Origin of the sequence: Sutterella wadsworthensis, from assembly GCF_003315195.1 — a bacterium.
GTDB classification, from domain to species: Bacteria; Pseudomonadota; Gammaproteobacteria; order Burkholderiales; family Burkholderiaceae_F; genus Sutterella; species Sutterella wadsworthensis.
Map to the genome: position 1 here is coordinate 182,803 of NZ_QNRV01000001.1, position 15,373 is coordinate 198,175.

13 protein-coding genes are annotated in these 15,373 nt (G+C 56.1%); 3 read left to right on the forward strand and 10 right to left on the reverse strand.

Going from position 1 to position 15,373, the window contains the following annotated elements:
* Nucleotides 1-128: 128 nt before the first annotated feature.
* From DES29_RS00650 to DES29_RS00670, 5 genes are all read right to left on the reverse strand, one after another.
* A complete protein-coding gene (locus DES29_RS00650) occupies nt 129-1,271 on the reverse strand; it encodes an ABC transporter permease (protein WP_021995535.1) in 1,143 nt (380 codons plus the stop codon).
* A gap of 15 nt (nt 1,272-1,286) precedes the next feature.
* Complete coding sequence (locus tag DES29_RS00655; RefSeq protein ID WP_113854299.1) at nt 1,287-2,462, reverse strand: ABC transporter permease; 1,176 nt, start codon at nt 2,460-2,462, stop codon at nt 1,287-1,289.
* The gene (locus DES29_RS00660; protein WP_021995537.1) at nt 2,459-4,318 is read right to left on the reverse strand and encodes an ATP-binding cassette domain-containing protein; all 1,860 of its coding nucleotides are present in this window, start codon (nt 4,316-4,318) and stop codon (nt 2,459-2,461) included. Before DES29_RS00660 ends, DES29_RS00655 begins: the two co-directional genes overlap by 4 nt.
* On the reverse strand, nt 4,311-5,318 hold the full coding sequence (locus DES29_RS00665) for an HlyD family secretion protein (protein WP_113854301.1): 1,008 nt from the start codon (nt 5,316-5,318) through the stop codon (nt 4,311-4,313). Before DES29_RS00665 ends, DES29_RS00660 begins: the two co-directional genes overlap by 8 nt.
* A 305-nt stretch (nt 5,319-5,623) precedes the next feature.
* Nucleotides 5,624-6,595 (reverse strand): metallophosphoesterase, encoded by a 972-nt coding sequence (locus DES29_RS00670; protein WP_005432300.1) that lies wholly within the window; start codon nt 6,593-6,595, stop codon nt 5,624-5,626.
* 291 nt (nt 6,596-6,886) lie between these two features.
* On the opposite strand from DES29_RS00670, the gene DES29_RS00675 reads away from it, so the two are divergent.
* Complete coding sequence (locus DES29_RS00675; protein WP_005432306.1) at nt 6,887-7,393, forward strand: GNAT family N-acetyltransferase; 507 nt, start codon at nt 6,887-6,889, stop codon at nt 7,391-7,393.
* Between the two features lie 65 nt (nt 7,394-7,458).
* Here DES29_RS00675 and DES29_RS00680 read toward each other — a convergent pair whose 3' ends face one another.
* The 4 genes from DES29_RS00680 to DES29_RS00695 all read right to left on the reverse strand — a co-directional run bounded on the left by DES29_RS00680 (nt 7,459) and on the right by DES29_RS00695 (nt 12,219).
* On the reverse strand, nt 7,459-8,799 hold the full coding sequence (locus tag DES29_RS00680) for a HipA domain-containing protein (RefSeq protein WP_016474226.1): 1,341 nt from the start codon (nt 8,797-8,799) through the stop codon (nt 7,459-7,461).
* Nucleotides 8,800-8,965: 166 nt separating this feature from the next.
* Complete coding sequence (locus DES29_RS00685) at nt 8,966-9,280, reverse strand: helix-turn-helix domain-containing protein (protein WP_016474227.1); 315 nt, start codon at nt 9,278-9,280, stop codon at nt 8,966-8,968.
* Nucleotides 9,281-10,421: 1,141 nt separating this feature from the next.
* Entirely contained in the window at nt 10,422-11,324 is a 903-nt protein-coding gene (locus DES29_RS00690) for a DMT family transporter (protein WP_016474228.1), read from the reverse strand.
* Nucleotides 11,325-11,487: 163 nt separating this feature from the next.
* The gene (locus tag DES29_RS00695; protein ID WP_016474229.1) at nt 11,488-12,219 is read right to left on the reverse strand and encodes a nucleoside recognition domain-containing protein; all 732 of its coding nucleotides are present in this window, start codon (nt 12,217-12,219) and stop codon (nt 11,488-11,490) included.
* A gap of 278 nt (nt 12,220-12,497) precedes the next feature.
* Between DES29_RS00695 and DES29_RS00700 the strand changes: the two genes are divergently transcribed.
* Together DES29_RS00700 and mscL are read left to right on the forward strand one after the other, a co-directional pair.
* Nucleotides 12,498-13,406 (forward strand): DNA alkylation repair protein, encoded by a 909-nt coding sequence (locus DES29_RS00700; protein WP_021995745.1) that lies wholly within the window; start codon nt 12,498-12,500, stop codon nt 13,404-13,406.
* Nucleotides 13,407-13,472: 66 nt separating this feature from the next.
* Nucleotides 13,473-14,012 (forward strand): large conductance mechanosensitive channel protein MscL, encoded by a 540-nt coding sequence (gene mscL, locus DES29_RS00705; protein WP_005432316.1) that lies wholly within the window; start codon nt 13,473-13,475, stop codon nt 14,010-14,012.
* A gap of 128 nt (nt 14,013-14,140) precedes the next feature.
* Here mscL and DES29_RS00710 read toward each other — a convergent pair whose 3' ends face one another.
* Nucleotides 14,141-15,154, reverse strand: coding sequence for a manganese-dependent inorganic pyrophosphatase (locus tag DES29_RS00710; RefSeq protein WP_016474231.1), 1,014 nt, complete (start codon nt 15,152-15,154; stop codon nt 14,141-14,143).
* Nucleotides 15,155-15,373: the final 219 nt, after the last annotated feature.

Consider the following 15,373-nt stretch of genomic DNA (forward strand, 5'->3'; position numbering starts at 1 on the left):
CCGTCGTACTGGCCCAAGCTGAAATGATGGATGATTGCTGAGTACTTTAACGCCGGAGTTTTTAATCAAGTGACGGAAGTTTGAAACCGCATGTTTGTGGGAAGGCTTCGAGTTCGGCCTTAATGGCGTCACGCTACTTTTCGCCCGAAGAGCCATACGGCGCCTGGCACTGATGCTGCGGCAATCAGTGTCATCGGCCAGAGGTAGGGGGCGATTTCAGAAATGCCGGCATTTTCAAAGTAGATCATGCGCACCACGAGAATTCCGTAGCGGACGGGATTGAGAATGGTAATGGTCTGCATCCATTCGGGCATGGCTGCTGTCGGCGTCATGAGGCCGGAGAGGACGAGTGAAGGGAGCAGCAGAATGAAGCATGCTACAACCGACTGCTGCAGTGTCTGCGCCCAGGCGGAAATCATGAGTGCCAGCCCCACGATGCTGGCCGCAAAAAGGAGCACGACGCCAAAGAGCAAAGCAAGCGACCCCGCAAAAGGAATGTCAAACCACCAGCGGCAGACGGCAAAAATCATGGCGCTTTGAAGAACGCCGATAACGATTGGCGGCACGGCCTTGCCGATGAGGATTTCGACGGAGGTGAGCGGCGTCATCAGCATCATGTCAAAGGATCCTTCCTCACGCTCGCGCGAGACTGCAAGCCCTGCGAGGAGCATCACCTGAATCATCGCCAGGCCTAAAATCAGTCCCGTCATGATGTTCCAGCGAGTGATGCCGTTTTCGTTGTAGCGGTAGCGGTCTTTAAGCTCCAGAACCGATCGGACTTGGCGGGATGCGTTAAATTCTTCGATGATTGCCGCAGCGTAGCCGACTGCAACATTGGCGGTTGTCGTGTTGCGTGCGTCAGCAGCGACATAAACGGGAGCGGTTTCGCCGCGTGCGAGTTTTTGCGCAAAGTCTTCAGGGATCCAAAAGCCGACAAGTGCGCGGCCGTCGGCAACGGCTGCCGTAAAGGCCTGAGCTGAGGGCACTTCCGCTGCGCGCTTAAAGATACGGTTGGCTTCAAGCCTTGCTGACAAAGCTCGAGAATCCGGCGTCTGAGAAGCGTCATAGAGCACGTAAGGCGCTTCCTCCAGATTAAAGGTAGCGCCGTAGCCAAACAGAATGGACTGAGCGAGGATCGGCACGAAGAGAATTCTGCGGACACTCGGATCGAGAAGGAGCGTGATGAGCTCCTTTTTGGAGAGTGCCTTCAACCGCAGGAGCGACGCGGTGAACGCCGCCCAAATGTTCTGAAGAGACTGCCTGATCATCATGTCGGCGCACCTATATCAATCCAGCCGCTTGCGGGCAAACACGAGCGCGAGCGCAAAGAAGCCGAGTGCGGCGGCCGCCAGCAGGGCCAGGTTGGCCAGCACGATTCGCTCGGGCTCCCCTGAGAGATAGAGAATCTTCACGGATTCAATGGCGTAGGTGGGCGGCATCAGTCTGCCGACGGCAGAGATGAACCAAGGAACACTCCTCAAGTCAAAGAGGTATCCCGAGAGCATGAGGGAGGGCAGGTAGCTGCCGATGACGGCAAACTGAATCGCCGTAAACTGACTTTTGAAGACGGCTGAGAGGAGCAGCCCAAAGGCAATGGCCCAGGCGGAATAAAGCAGTATCGTGGCCGCGAGCAGCCAGAGGCTGCCGCGCACTGGGACTTCAAAAACGAATACGGCTGCGAAAAATGCCAGCATGGCGCCCACGGCCGTCAAAAGAAAGTTGACGAGAAACTTGGCCGCCAGAATGGCGCCTGGGCTCGCCGGCGTTACCGAGAGCATTTCAAGCGTTCCGCGTTCCCACTCCCGAGCGATGATGATGGCCCCGAGAAAGCTTGCCGAGAGGGTCAGCACCACGATGGAAAGTCCCGGAACCAGATACCAGGCGGAGGTGTTGGCCTCGTTGAACCATGTGCGGGAGAGAAGCGCTGCGGCTCCTGACGTCTGAGCCTGCGGGCCCGCAGAGCTTCCCAGCAGCGCAAAGTCTTCACGAAGCGCAATCTTCTGCGAGAGTCCGGCGACGACAGCTGCGGCATAGGTGCGGATGATCGAGGCTGCGCTCGCATCAACGCCGTGAAAGGTAAGTCCTATCTGAGCGCGGCCCATCGCGGCGTCGCGCGTGAACCCGGGCGGCAAATCAATGATGACTTCCGTGCGTCTGGCCGCAAAGAGCCTTTCGGCGTCGTGCCGCGACGGCACTTCAGTGAGTTCAAAGTAGGGACTTCCGCGGAAAGCGGCGCGAACCTCTGCCGTCAAGGCGGTTGATTCGCCCGCCGTGAAGACTGCAGGCACTTTGAGCAGATCCATCGAAAGCCCCCAGCCGAAGAGGACAATGAGGACGACAGGCAGCAGCGCACCCATGAAGATCACGGCAGGATCGCGAACCATCTGCAGCCATTCTTTCTCGAGCAAAATGAGAAGCTGCTCACCAAAGCGGAGCTGAGGTCTGCCGCGTTCTCTGTTCATCGTGCGGCCTCCGACGACTTGGCGCGCTTGTCTTCGGCTTCGGCGCGCCGAGCATTGAGCACGATTTGCCGGAAAGCTTCATCGATACTTTCGGCATTCGCGCGGGTTCGGACTTCTAATGGCGTTCCGGAGGCCAATATACGGCCATTGTCTTGAATCAGAATTCGGTCGCAGTACTCTGCTTCTTCCATGAAGTGCGTCGTAACGACGATGGTAGTGCCGGCTTGGGAGAGTCTGACGATGCGCCGCCAGAAGGCGCGTCTGGCAGTGAGATCCGCTCCGGACGTGGCTTCATCGAGAAAAAGCACGGCAGGCCGGTGGATCAGCGCGCAGGCAAAAGCGAGCTCCCGCTTGGCACCCAGGGGAAGCACTGCTGTGCGCCGTTCAAGGTCGTCTGAAAGCCCGAGCTCGGCGGCTAATGCATCGATGCGGCGGGCAAGGTTTTGACCGGCGACGCCATAGGCTTCGCCGAAATATTCGAGGTTTTGCCGTGCCGTCAGCCGTTCATAAAGTGAAAACTTCTGCGCAACATAGCCGACTCTGGCGCGGGCGGCGGATTTGGCGCGGCGCAGATCTGCGCCGGCTGCGCGAATGTCGCCGGTGGTGGGCGCAAGCAGACCGCAGAGCATGCGGAAGGTCGTCGTTTTCCCGGCGCCGTTGGGACCAAGGAGCCCAAAGATTTCGCCGCGCCGCACTTGAAAAGTGCTGTCGGCAACGGCAGTGAAGCTGCCAAAGCGCCGAGAGAGGTCAATCGCCTCCACTGCATATTCCCCGGGGAAAAGTGCTGCCGGGGCATAGAGGTTTTCGCTTTGGGCGTCAGCCGTCGGGAGATGCTTGAGTTTGGATGCTGATGAGCCCGAAGCGGCATCAGACGACAGATAACCTTGGTCCGCGAGGAGATCTTCGAGTGTTGGCGGGCGCTGAGCCAAATGGAAGGCCGGCAACGGTCCCGAGTGAAGTGACTGCCGTAATCGAAGTGATAATGCATTGGCGCCGCTCTGAGCGGCTGCCAAAAGGTCAATGAAACGTCCCCGCGGCACGGCGTCAATGATAAGCGCCAGACCGGGCGGGAGTGCAGCTGCTTCCATCAGGGTTCGGGCGAGCGTTGAGGAGTGCTCGGCTTCAACCGCTTCAGCGCGGAATGTTCGGCCCGTCAGGGGAGCGCAAAGCGCCTGGGGCTTTCCTTGAGCGGCAATGCGGCCGCGTGAGAGCACGATGACGCGGTCAGCGGTTTCGGCTTCATCCAGGTACGCCGTTGACATCACTACGGTCATTTGCGAGCGCAGCCGCATGGCATCGAGAATGCGGCCGAGTTCTCGGCGTGAGAGCGGATCAACGCCCACCGTAGGTTCATCGAGAATCAGGAGCTTCGGTTCTCCAAGAAGTGCGCAGGCGAGGCCTAGTTTTTGCTTCATGCCGCCCGAAAGCTTGCCTGCGAGCCGATTCTCAAAGCCGACAAGGCCCGAGAGCGTCATCAGCTCTTGAAACTTGGATTGGAGTTCGTGAGCGGCAAGGCCGCGAAGCCGGCCGAAGAGGGAAAAGTTCTCGAATACGGTGAGTTCTTCATAGAGTCCGGTTTTTTGGGGCATAAACCCGACGGTATGCGTAAAGCGCTCGTCTTCTGTATCGGGAGTGAGGCCAAAGAGGCTGATGCTGCCGGCATCCGGGCTCAGTATGCCGGCCAAGAGCCGCAGGAGCGTGGTTTTCCCGGCGCCGTCCGGACCCACAACCGCAGCGAGTTCACCTTCCGCAGGCAATTCCAGATCGAGATGATCGACGGCAGCAAAGGGCGTGCCGTCAGGGCCCGGGAAGGTCTTAACGAGCCCTCGGACAACGAGCGGCAGCGCCTCAGTCATGCGGCGAACTCCGCGGCTGCGCAAACTCAACGGTCACGGGCTGCCCGAGCCGAAGCCGGTTCTCCGGATCTCGTACGGTGATGCGCACTTCATAGACGAGACTGGCGCGCAGGTCCTCGGTCTGCACCGTTTTCGGCGTGAATTCGGCTGTATCAGAGACAAAGGCGACGGTGCCGTCAACGGGACCAACCGTATCGGTAAAAACGGTTGCCAAAGTCCCTTCCTTCACGAGGCCGAGCTGACGTTCAGTGAGATAAGCGCGGATCCATTTGGGGTCAGCAACGGAAAGCTGGTAGATGGTTCGCGAGGGACTGGCCATGTCGCCGGGTTCCGCAAGACGGGCTCGAATGATGCCGGCTGAAGGTGCCGTGAGGACCGCTCCCCGATGGATTTGGTAGTCAAGGGCTGCGAGCGACGCAGCTGCGGCTTCTGCCGCGGCATCGGCAGCGGCAATTTCCTGCGCGCGCGGTCCTTTTTCAGCTGCCGCGCGCTGGGCTGCTGCGGCAGTCAGAGATTCGCGTGCGGCATGTTCGGCACGCCGGGCATCGTCGAGCATCTGGCGGCTGGCTGCGCCAACGGGAACCAGATCCTGCTGCCGTTTAAGCGTGGCCGAAGCGTATTCGAGCTGAGCGCGTGCTGCTGCTTCATTGGCGCGAGCTGCGTCAATATCTTCCTCACGAGTGCCCTCATGCGCGAGCGCTGCCTGCGCTTGAAGGCGCTTGAGTTCAGCAGCGGCCTGCCGCTGGCTGATTCGGAGCGCTTCATCATCGAGCTGTCCTAAAAGTTCGCCGGCTTCTACGGATTCACCTTCTTCTTTATGGAGTGCCGCAATGCGTCCGGAGGCTTCAAAGGCGAGCGACGTCTGCCGTGTTTCCACATTGCCCCAGGCACGATTGGCCGACGCGGCATTTTCAGCAGTACGTAGCTTCCAAGCTGTGGCGGCGCAGAGCGCAATCACGGCCGACAGGGCGAGAGTGGAGAATAGACGCAGCGGCTTCATAGCGGAAGTCTTCTAAGAAGTTGTTGCTTCTATTCTAGCGGCCGAACTCTGTTCTTCAGGATGTCCAAAGCGGCATCCGCCTATGGTGTCCTCGAAAAAAAGAAAACCCGCTTCGGCCCATTTAGAAAGCGGGCGAGAGCGGGCTGAAAGCGCCTTCAGAGGAACATAGAGGCGAATAAAGGGGTGCGGCTGCGGGACCGCCGCGGGCGCGCCGAAGACCGTTCGCAAAAACTTCGGCGCATCCCGCGGCAGAGTCCGATGCCGCAAAGGGAGCGTTTGGCTGGAAACGTTTCCCGAAGCGGGTTTTAGGCCTTCTTGCAGACGTGGGAACGTTCGTTCCAGAGACCTTCAACGTAGAGGTTGTGGTTCTTGTCGATATGCACCATGCCGGCAACGTTGTGCGGGAGAGGGCGTTCAACAAGCCCCTGATTGACGATGTAGTGGATGCCGTTGTGTTCAGAGTAGGCGCCCTTATGGAAGTGGCCGCAGATAAAGGCCAGAACGCGGCCGCTCTTTTCCATGGCATCGACGACTTCTGCGGCGTTCTGCACGAAGAAGGCGTGGGGGATGTTCTGCGTCTTTTCGTCCCAGGTGTTGACGAGCTGGTGGCAGAAGACGACGACAGGTTCCTTGCCGGTTGCAAGTTCTTTGCGGAACCATTCCATTTCCATCTTCGGAACGATGGCTACCTGCCAGTCGAGCTTGCCGAGCGAATAGTGCTCGCCTTCATCGTTGTTGAAGCAGGCGTCGAGGACGATGTACTTCACGCCGTTCTTCACGAAGGCATAGTAGGTCTTGCCGTCGGCATCGCCCGCATTGTTCGTGTTGGCGAGATAGTCGCCGAGTGAAATCTGGTCGAAGTCATGGTTGCCCATGACGTGGTAGCGGTCGCCCTGATAACGGCGGAAGGCCGATTCGACCGTCTGCAGGAAGCCGATGGTCAGTTCGCGGTCAACCGTCTTCGTGCAGTCCTTAAAGTCGCCGAGTTCAATGGCGAAATCAAGCTTGCGCGTATTGAAGACGTCAATGGCCTGATGGAGTTTGGCAAGGGAGTGCGAATAAACGCGGATGGAGTCTTCCGCCGGGATCGTATGGGTGGGTGCGGTGGTGTAGTGGATGTCCGTTACCCAGCCGAAGGAGGAAATGATGTCTTCCGCGGGCGGCAGCTCGATCGGGCTGACAGCCGGCGTAGCGGCAGAGGCCGTGCCGGCAAACTGCATGGCGGCAGGAGCGAGGAATAGGCCGGCCGCATTGCGGAAGAAAAGACGACGCTGCATGGAGTTCTCCAAAATATTCTGCGTTCTTGGATTTCAGAGGTTCGGGCGCTTGCTGCGCAAGCTGCTCAGGGATCGACCTCCAACGACGTGCATTTTCAAGAGTTGTCATGACGCTCCGTTGACACGTCGATGAAGACTTGATGTCGAACCGGTGAAGTTTGTGTGATCCGCGTCATGATCTGAATACAACGGACAATCAGACCGAATCAGTTAAAATGCGCGATTTGGGCCGCACGTCACGCCGCTGCTGTGCTGCCTGTCGGAACATTCACGTATTCATGAGGTGCTGCCTTGTTTACTCTCCGTGCCGCCACGCCTAAGGACGTGGACATCCTTGCGAGCATTGAGGCGCAGAGCTTCCCGGAGGCCGAAATGGCTACTCGCGAAAGCTTTGAAAAGCGTCTGGCGGTCTTTCCCGACTGCTTCCTGATCCTTTTTGAGGACGGGGAACCTGTCGGCCTGATTGACGGCATGATTACCAACAACCGTACGATTTCCGACGATATGTTTGAAAATGCCAGTCTGCATGTGCCCAACGGCCGGTGGCAGTCGGTTTTCGGGCTTGCAGTGATCCCTTCGAAGCGCCATCAGGGCTGCGCTTCAACCCTGATGCGTGCTTTCATTGAAAAAGCGCGTCAGGAAGGACGCGACGGACTGATTCTCACCTGCAAGGAAAAGCTCATTCCCTTTTATGAGGGCTTTGGCTACGTCAACTGCGGCGTTTCCAAGTCTGTGCACGGCGGAGCGGTGTGGTATGACATGGAGCTCGATTTCCGTGAAAAGCCGCGTGATTACTGAGTGAGTTCAGCACGGCGCGAAGCGGATTCGTCCTTTATCCGCTTCGCTCAAGCAGCCGTCAAGCATCAGTAGGTGGTGAAGCAGGGTTCGAGCTCACGCACCTCCTGAGCGCCGGCCCCCGCCGAAAAAGCCAGGTCCTCCCAGTCCGCCGTCGCACGGCGGATGGCGAGCAGGACTTTCTTGGCGTCAGCGGTTTTCATAGCAAAGTAGGGCGCCAGCCGAACCAGATCTTCGGCTGCGGCAATCGGCCGCCGCCCGTCAGCAGTCATTGGCCGTGCGGCTCCCGTATTCGGACGCCATCCGTGGGCCGGAGCCAGCCGCCAGCCGAATTCTTCCCGCACAAAAAGCCACCGCTCGGGGGCGTCAGCTGCGCCGGTAAGCAGCGCAAAGGCCATTCGCCGCCAAACTTTGGGCAGATCCTCCGCAGGGGAGGCGCCGTCGCTGTTCAAGATGTCGGCGATGCCTAGATAGGAACCCATTCGGCCGGCAGTCAGTGTTCGCGCTGAAAGCGTGAAGAGCGGCTTCCCCGCTGCTCTGTCAATGCGGCTCGTGAGGAGTGCAGTGCTTCCGCGGACGTCTTTTAAACGCGTTTGAGCGGTTTCAATCCCGCTCTCACGCGCCAAACGCATGTAAATTTCGCGCCAAACAGGGATGCTGCAGAGGTCATCGAGCCGACTGAGCGTCATGACCTCTTCATCTCGCCCAGAGACTACAACGCGCGGAGAATGCCGCCCAGGCAAGGTCGTGGCAGCTGCAATGGCCAAAAGCGACCGCAAATCGGTGCGGCCGCGTTCAGCATTCTGAATGGCTAAAGGAATGCCTGCCGCAGCATTGGACTCCATCGGAATCGGCAGAGTGCTTCCGGCCGCTTCTCCCTCTGTGCTGCGTATGCGAATGCCGCCGGCGTGGGCTTCGCAGTGGGGCAGCAAAATGGACTGCCGCTCGATTGAGGATGCATCAGCCGGCACTGCCGTCCCCTGAGATCCCATTGCAGAAGCTTGCTCAAACCAAAGGGCGGAAGTCCCGTCAAGCGCACGATCTGCGAGAAATCCAAACAGTCGTGCTGCATTCAAGGGCTTCATCAAGCCTTCCTGCAAAGGCAGATCTGCACCAATCGGAAAACCGTTGTCGAGCCACGCTTTTGAATATCGAAAGCGAATGCTGTCCTGAAGCGACGCCATAGCTCGTGCACTCCATTTCATCTCCGCAGCTGTCAGACGGTTCAGGGATTTTTTCTGCCGCTCATTCATTGCCGTCATCGATTCGCCATTGGAATGGCTTTCTTCAGATGTCCTCTCTGCGGCAATCTCAGAGGGCAGTGTCGGGAAGTAAAGCTCCCCGATCAATGGTTCATCCTGAATGGCATCGGAATGAATCAGCCATTTTCTAAATGAGCATTTGGACATAGGATGCAGATGATTGGTTTAAATGAGTTGCGTCAATGATGATTTGAATAGAGAGGAGCGCTGGTTTGTTATTGGCCAATGCGTTTAATGGAAATGACATTCATTAATAGTGAAATGAATGCACTTCAATATAAGTCAATTGAATGAGAGACGCAGCTGACTCAAGTCACAGCCCGGCAGATTTCTTTTTTGAACGCACTCGCTGAGGCAGATTCCTTTCTTCCAGCATTAATCCTGCAGAGTCCTCTTGCGCTGCAGCCAGGCCGGATAGAAGAGGGGACAAGCCAAGCGCATTGAGCACGGACGCAATGTTTCCAATAGAGACACCGCAGTCTCCATTTTCAATTTTGGAAAGGGTATTGAGTGATATGCCCGCTCGGTCAGCAACGACAGACTGAGGAAGCCGGCGGCGGAGCCGGGCAGACCGGAGATTGGAGCCGAGTTGAATGACGGACTCTTCGACGGCTATGGAAGGACGCATAACATCTCCTATAAGCGATGTTGAAAATTATAACACGCAGGACTATGCGAACTAACATAAACTAAAAAATATCGCTCAGCAATGAGCAAAAGTATGTTTAGAACGTGTTTTTTGGTTGTCAACAGATGCCTTGATCCCGGGTAATTATTGGATTTATATAAATTTTGCTTAGTGTTAAATTGATTAACACGCATTTTAATGTGTATTAAAATTTTCTGTACAACCGTTGCTCCCTGCTCGCATGGTAAGCCTGAGCGCCAGATGAGTTGGTTTTGAGTACGGAGCAGCCGATTTGGTTTGGGACTGTCTATGGATAAATGGTCTGTCGCCTGCCCTGCGCTGATGATGTCTTCAATGGGTGGATCTGCTCACAGATAGAGCGTCTCTCAACATCCATCAATTCAATGAGATAGATGAGCATATAAGTTTATTGATCTTAGAACGATCAGATAAAGCCATAAGGCATGTATTGGCAATATTGATGAATGAAATAAGACGAATATGCTGTCGAGTAATTGTTAATCGTCATAAGTCATATGGTGTTGCAGCTGCTGCGGATGAAAAAATTATCTTGAATAGATCGTTATGCAGCAATGAGTCCGATATGCGGTATTAGGGTCGATGAGAGGGGCTTGTTCAGAGAGTATCCTCTGTATTGATTGTCGTTGATTATATAGGGGTGCTGATTTGAATTGAATGGAAATGATGGAATAGATGGTGGCCAAGTTAAGTGGTCTGCTGAGAGAGTATTGAATGAAATAAGCTTACTGAATATCAATTCATCGATGTGCTCAGATATCCATTCAAATTGGAGACGTTAAAAATAGCGTACTTACCAAATAATCCTCTTTGAGCTAACTCTGCATAAACCGGCTTCATCGCTTCAGGCCATTCGTTTTTCACTCTCAGACGAGTTTTGTTTGCAGGCGTGAAATTGTATGTCTCAATCCCAATTCGCGCCTCCCGTATATGGGTAGTCCTCTTCCGTTGATGCGATGAACTGACTCGGACATGGGTAAGTTGAATAGGTTCCACGGGATGTACAAAAGCAAAACGCCGGCAGTACCGGCGTTTTGAGATGCATTTTGAAGTGGTTTCAGCTCAGAAATGTGTGCTGGAATGCGTGAAACGAGTTCATTTGCTACCAGCGTTTAGCCATTTCGGCAGCGACTCGAACGAGGCCTGTCTGCGCGCAGACGACGCCGCAGAGAATCATGCCTACGCCCATGACGCCGATGTAGCTCATCTCTTCATTGAGGAACCAGAGGCCGCCGATAATGCCGACAGCTGGGCTGAGATAGGTGTACCAACGCGTGCCCGATGCGCCGATCTCCTGCTCAGCTTTATGCCAGAGTGTGTATCCGATGACCGTTGCCGCAAGTGCCAGAAAGACGAGGTTTGCGCCGGCAGCAGGCACTTCAAAGAGAATGGCTGCGTCGGTAGGCTGTTCATTCAGGTAAAAAGGCAGCGCCCCCAGGATGCCGTAGCCCGTGGACTTGCGCATGACGAAAAGGGCGGGCAGATCAGCAAGCGCTCGTAGGACCAGTGAATACACGGCGTAGGCAGCGGCTGCGGCAAGGCCGAGATAAAACCCAAGCCGCGGCAGGTCCTGCAGAACGGCGTTGTCAAAGTAAAGCAGAAACGTACCGGTTGCTGCCGTGCAGATCCCCAGAAAGGTCATCCAGTGAAGTTTCCAGGTGCGCAGCGCAGCCATGGCCAAGAGGCCGCTCAGAAGCGGCCCCATGGCGATAAGACTGGCTGTTGTCGAAACGACTCCGTGTTCCAATGCCAGCGTCTGCAGGCCGAAAAAGAGAGGAATACTGGTAAGGCCGAGGAGCGCTACGGTGATTTCTCCTCGCATGGTGCCCGAGTAGAGCTGCATGGGGGCGAGGAAGATGAGGATGCCGTAGGCCAGCACCGAGCGGAGTTCAACGAGCGCCCAGGGCTGCATTCCGAAATTGAGAAGCACCTTGCTGCTCACGAGCGTCATGCCCCAGCAGAGGACAACAAAAAGGGCTAGGAGGTGGTAGGACCAGCTGCGCATAAAAGAAGTTCCACGTAGCATCAATTTTTTAATTTTAACGAATGCTGTCGTGCGGGCTCATTAAGGAGTGCTGTCGGCGAACATGAAGCATCGCACCATCCATATGAAAACGCCTCTGCACTGGTGTGCAAAGGCGTTTGGGGGAAAGCGTTATTCGTTGCGTTTATGCCGCGGCCGACGGCTTTCTTCTGCGCAGACAGAGCAGACGCATAACATTCGCTGCGAAGACTTTGCCGAGCAGGATGATGCCGAGGCAGACGCCGATCGTCGTCGGCACGACGAGGTCGCCGGCAGCGTTCTTCAGCGTAAAGAACACTACGCCGGTGGCAAGGAAGTTGCCTAATGCTGCGTCGGCGGTCATCTGGAACGTTGCGAAGATAGAAACCTCATCTTCAGTCAGTTCTCCGCGGTCCTTAAGTGCGCGGGTGAGTGCTGCGCCGGCGTCTGTCGACTGCAGTGAAGCAACGATAGCGAGCGAGGTCGAGCCCGGCAGTCCCATCAGCGGGCGCAGGATCGGGTTAAGCACGCGGGTGGCGGCACGGATGGCGCCGTAGTATTCAAAAACGGCAATCATGGCCGTAGCGAGCATGATTGAGGGAACCAATGTCAGTGCGAAGACGAAGCCGTCAATCGCGCCGGAGCCGCCCTTGCCGCGGAAGTTGGAGAAGGTGGTCGAAAGCTCGCCGCCCTTATCCGTCACATTCGCCACAACGTTGCCGAAGCTGCCGTTGAGGATGGTGTAGTCAAAAATGCCCCACCATTTGTCGGTGATCAGCAGTCCCGAGAAAAAAAGGATGGCGACGATGAAGGAAATATAGCCGCCGATGCCGGGAGCCTTTGAAAGTTCCGCTTCTGCACTTTGATCGGCAGCTGGTTTTTTGGGGGTATCGCTCATTGGCGTCCTCTTGAAGTATTTCAGTCTGTTTTACGCTGGACGCGGCGAGGTTCGCCAAGTGTTGACGAATGGCAGCAGCGGCGGCGCGGCGATTGTGGGCGAATTCTACCCGCGGAATGTGACTCAATGTAATGGGTGCTAACAAGGAGAAGGTATGGCCGAGTCTGCATCAGGCGAAATAACCTCCGAGCACGCTGAGCACAAAACGATGGGTAATCACGCGTGACTTCTGCGCTAATCTTCGGTGTTCCTTTCTTTTTTAGGTTCGAAAACTGCCCATGAACGCTTCCTCTAACGTGAGTCAGCTCGATGCGCTCCATTTGGAGCTCCTCCATGCCGCCATCCCGCAGCAGTACGACACCATCGGCGTCATGATGCCGGGTGTTGCCGGTCGAATCGGCTGTCGTGCTTCGGCATACCGCAGCGCTGCGAAACGTCTTTGCCGTTCGGGCGCGGAAAATGTGGAGTCATTGCTTGCGGCATTTCTGAGCGATGCGCAGTGCCGACGTACGCAGGGCAGGGGATATGTGCAGGAAGTTTTGTGGACGGTAATGCTCGCTGCCAGTCAGGTAGAGGGCATTCCCTTTGCAAAACGCCTGGAGTGGCTCGACAAGCTTGCTCAATGCGCAGACAACTGGGCTTCGTGCGACCTTCTGGGCGAAGCGGTCAAGGATTTCACACTTCCGCAGAATGAAGCGTCAGCCTTTGCCTTTTTGGATGCGCTCATCAAGTCGAGGAATCTCTGGCGCATACGGCTTGCGTTGGTGCTTATGCTCGCGCACATGGCGCCGGCCGGGTCACGACCGCTTAAGCGGGCCGTTCAGTTGTCCTCAGCACCCGAAGTGCTGACCTGCGCCGCTCAGAGCTATTACGGTTCCATGGGGCTTGCCTGGGCATTCTCCGTCTACGCCGTTCATGACTTCAGTCTTGCGGAGCGGGTCGTCGCGGACCTCATTGTCAACAAACGTATCGATCCCGCGACAGCTCGGCGGACGGCACAGAAAGTTCGCGAGTCCTTTCGCTCGGCTCAGGCAGAAAAAGCAATGTTGTCGCAGAATATTCAGAAAGCGCTCGACGGCATGCCGGCAGGCAGTTTGCCTGCCGCCCGGAACAGCAAGCCCGCTGGCGGCGTACCGGCATTTCGAAGGAAGCGCCTCAAAGGCACGCCTCCGAGTGCCGCTCTATAACCTATAGGATAGGTTTGATTTAGTCCAAAAAAGAGTATTCATCACACAAACAAAGGAAAACAAGAGATGCGTAAATTCTTTCAAGAATTTCAAGCCTTTATTTCTAAAGGCAACGTTCTAGACCTTGCTGTGGCCGTGATCATCGGCGCTGCGTTCTCAAAGATCGTCGACAGCCTCGTAAAGGACATCATCAATCCCATCCTCGGCGTGCTCGTTGGTCGTCCGGATTTTACGAATTTGTTTGTGGTGCTCAAGGATGCCCCGAATTACACCGGTCCGCAGACTTATGAAGGCCTCGTCAAGGCCGGCGCAACGGTTTTTGGCTACGGCGCATTTCTAACGGCCATCGTGCAGTTTCTGCTCCTTGCATTTGCCGTTTTTTGGCTCATTAAAATTGTTGTGACGGCTCGTACCCGCATTGCAGCTGAAGCTGATCGTCTGCTCAATGCCAAGCATAAGGAAGAGGAAGAAGCCAAAGCGGCTGCCCAAGCCGCTGCTCCGGCCCCGGCGCCCGCTCCGGCTCCTTCGGCTGAAGAACTTGAGCTTCTGCGCGAGATCCGCGATCTGCTGAAGGCTCAAAAGGGAACGGCAGTCAAGGACGAATAAGAACTGCAAATTCTGCAGCGAATAAACCCGCCGGAGGTTTCGAACTTCCAGCGGGTTTTTCATGACGGCTTGAAAGCGGGAAGATCATTGATCTTCCCGCTTTGCCTGGGATGAGGCTTATTTGGGTCTCAGGCCTTAAAGGCGGCTTCAAGGTTGGGGACAACCTGCTTCTTGCGGCTCATGACGCCGGGCAGCCACGGCGTGCCTTCAGCAGTTGTGCCGAACGCACCGGCAATCTTTGCGGGATCATCGGAGACCATGAGCAGAAGCGAACCTTCCTTCATGATGTCCGTGAGGAGCAGGATGGCGGTATGGCGGCCATCGGCCTTGAGCGCGGCGAGGTCAGCGAGCAGCTCAGGGATGCGGTCTTCGAGGAGCTTGAGGTCGACGAGCTCAAGCTGGCCGATGCCGACCTTCGAGCCGGACATGTTGAAGTCTTTGAAATCGCGCATGATGAGGTCGCGTGCGGCAACGCCCTTGACAGCGGATTTGGCGGTAAAGAGTTCCATGCCGAGCGCTTCAATGTCTTCAATGCCTGCAATTTCGGCAAGTTCAGCCGCGGCAGCCTTGTCGGCCGGGGTGCAGGTCGGGGACTTGAAGATCACCGTATCCGAGAGAATCGCACAGAGCATGGCGCCGGCGATATTCTTCGGCGGCACAAAGCCGAGGTAGTCATACATGCGCTTGAGGATCGTATTCGTGCAGCCGACGGGCATGATGACAATTTCGAGCGGCGCCGAAGAGGTCATGTCGCCGAGCTTATGGTGGTCAACGATGCCCTTGAGCGTGCAGTCTTTGAAATCATCGGGCGCCTGATTGAGGTCGGAGTAGTCGACGATGTACACGTCCTTGCCCGCGACGCTCGTCACGACTTCAGGCGCTTGCAGGCCGAAACGCTCAAGCACGAAGGCGGTTTCCGGAGCCGGCGTTCCCTGGGCAGCAGCCTTGACGTCAAGGCCGCGCTGGCGGTAGAGGTCGGTGCAGGCGATGGCCGAGACGATGCTGTCGGTATCGGGGTGCTTATGGCCGAGAATGATGGCGGACATTGTGATGAAGCCTTTCTTCAAAATGGGGAAATGCAGGCGTTTCCAGAGGAATACGCCGACGGGATGTTCAATCTGATAATTGTAGGCGAACTGCAAGCACCTTAATCAATAGGCTTTATCTAATAAACCGAAAAATAAAATAAATGATTGGGCGTCCAGATTTCTGCGGGATATCACTTGTACCAAATAGGTGCGGATGAGAATCATTCAACTCTCAAGCTTTGATTCTGTGTTGCTTTATTTTTGTTGAGAACGATTCTCAGCTGATACGCTATTCGAAAATTGAATATCGAGGGCCGTTTTCAAAGGGTTATT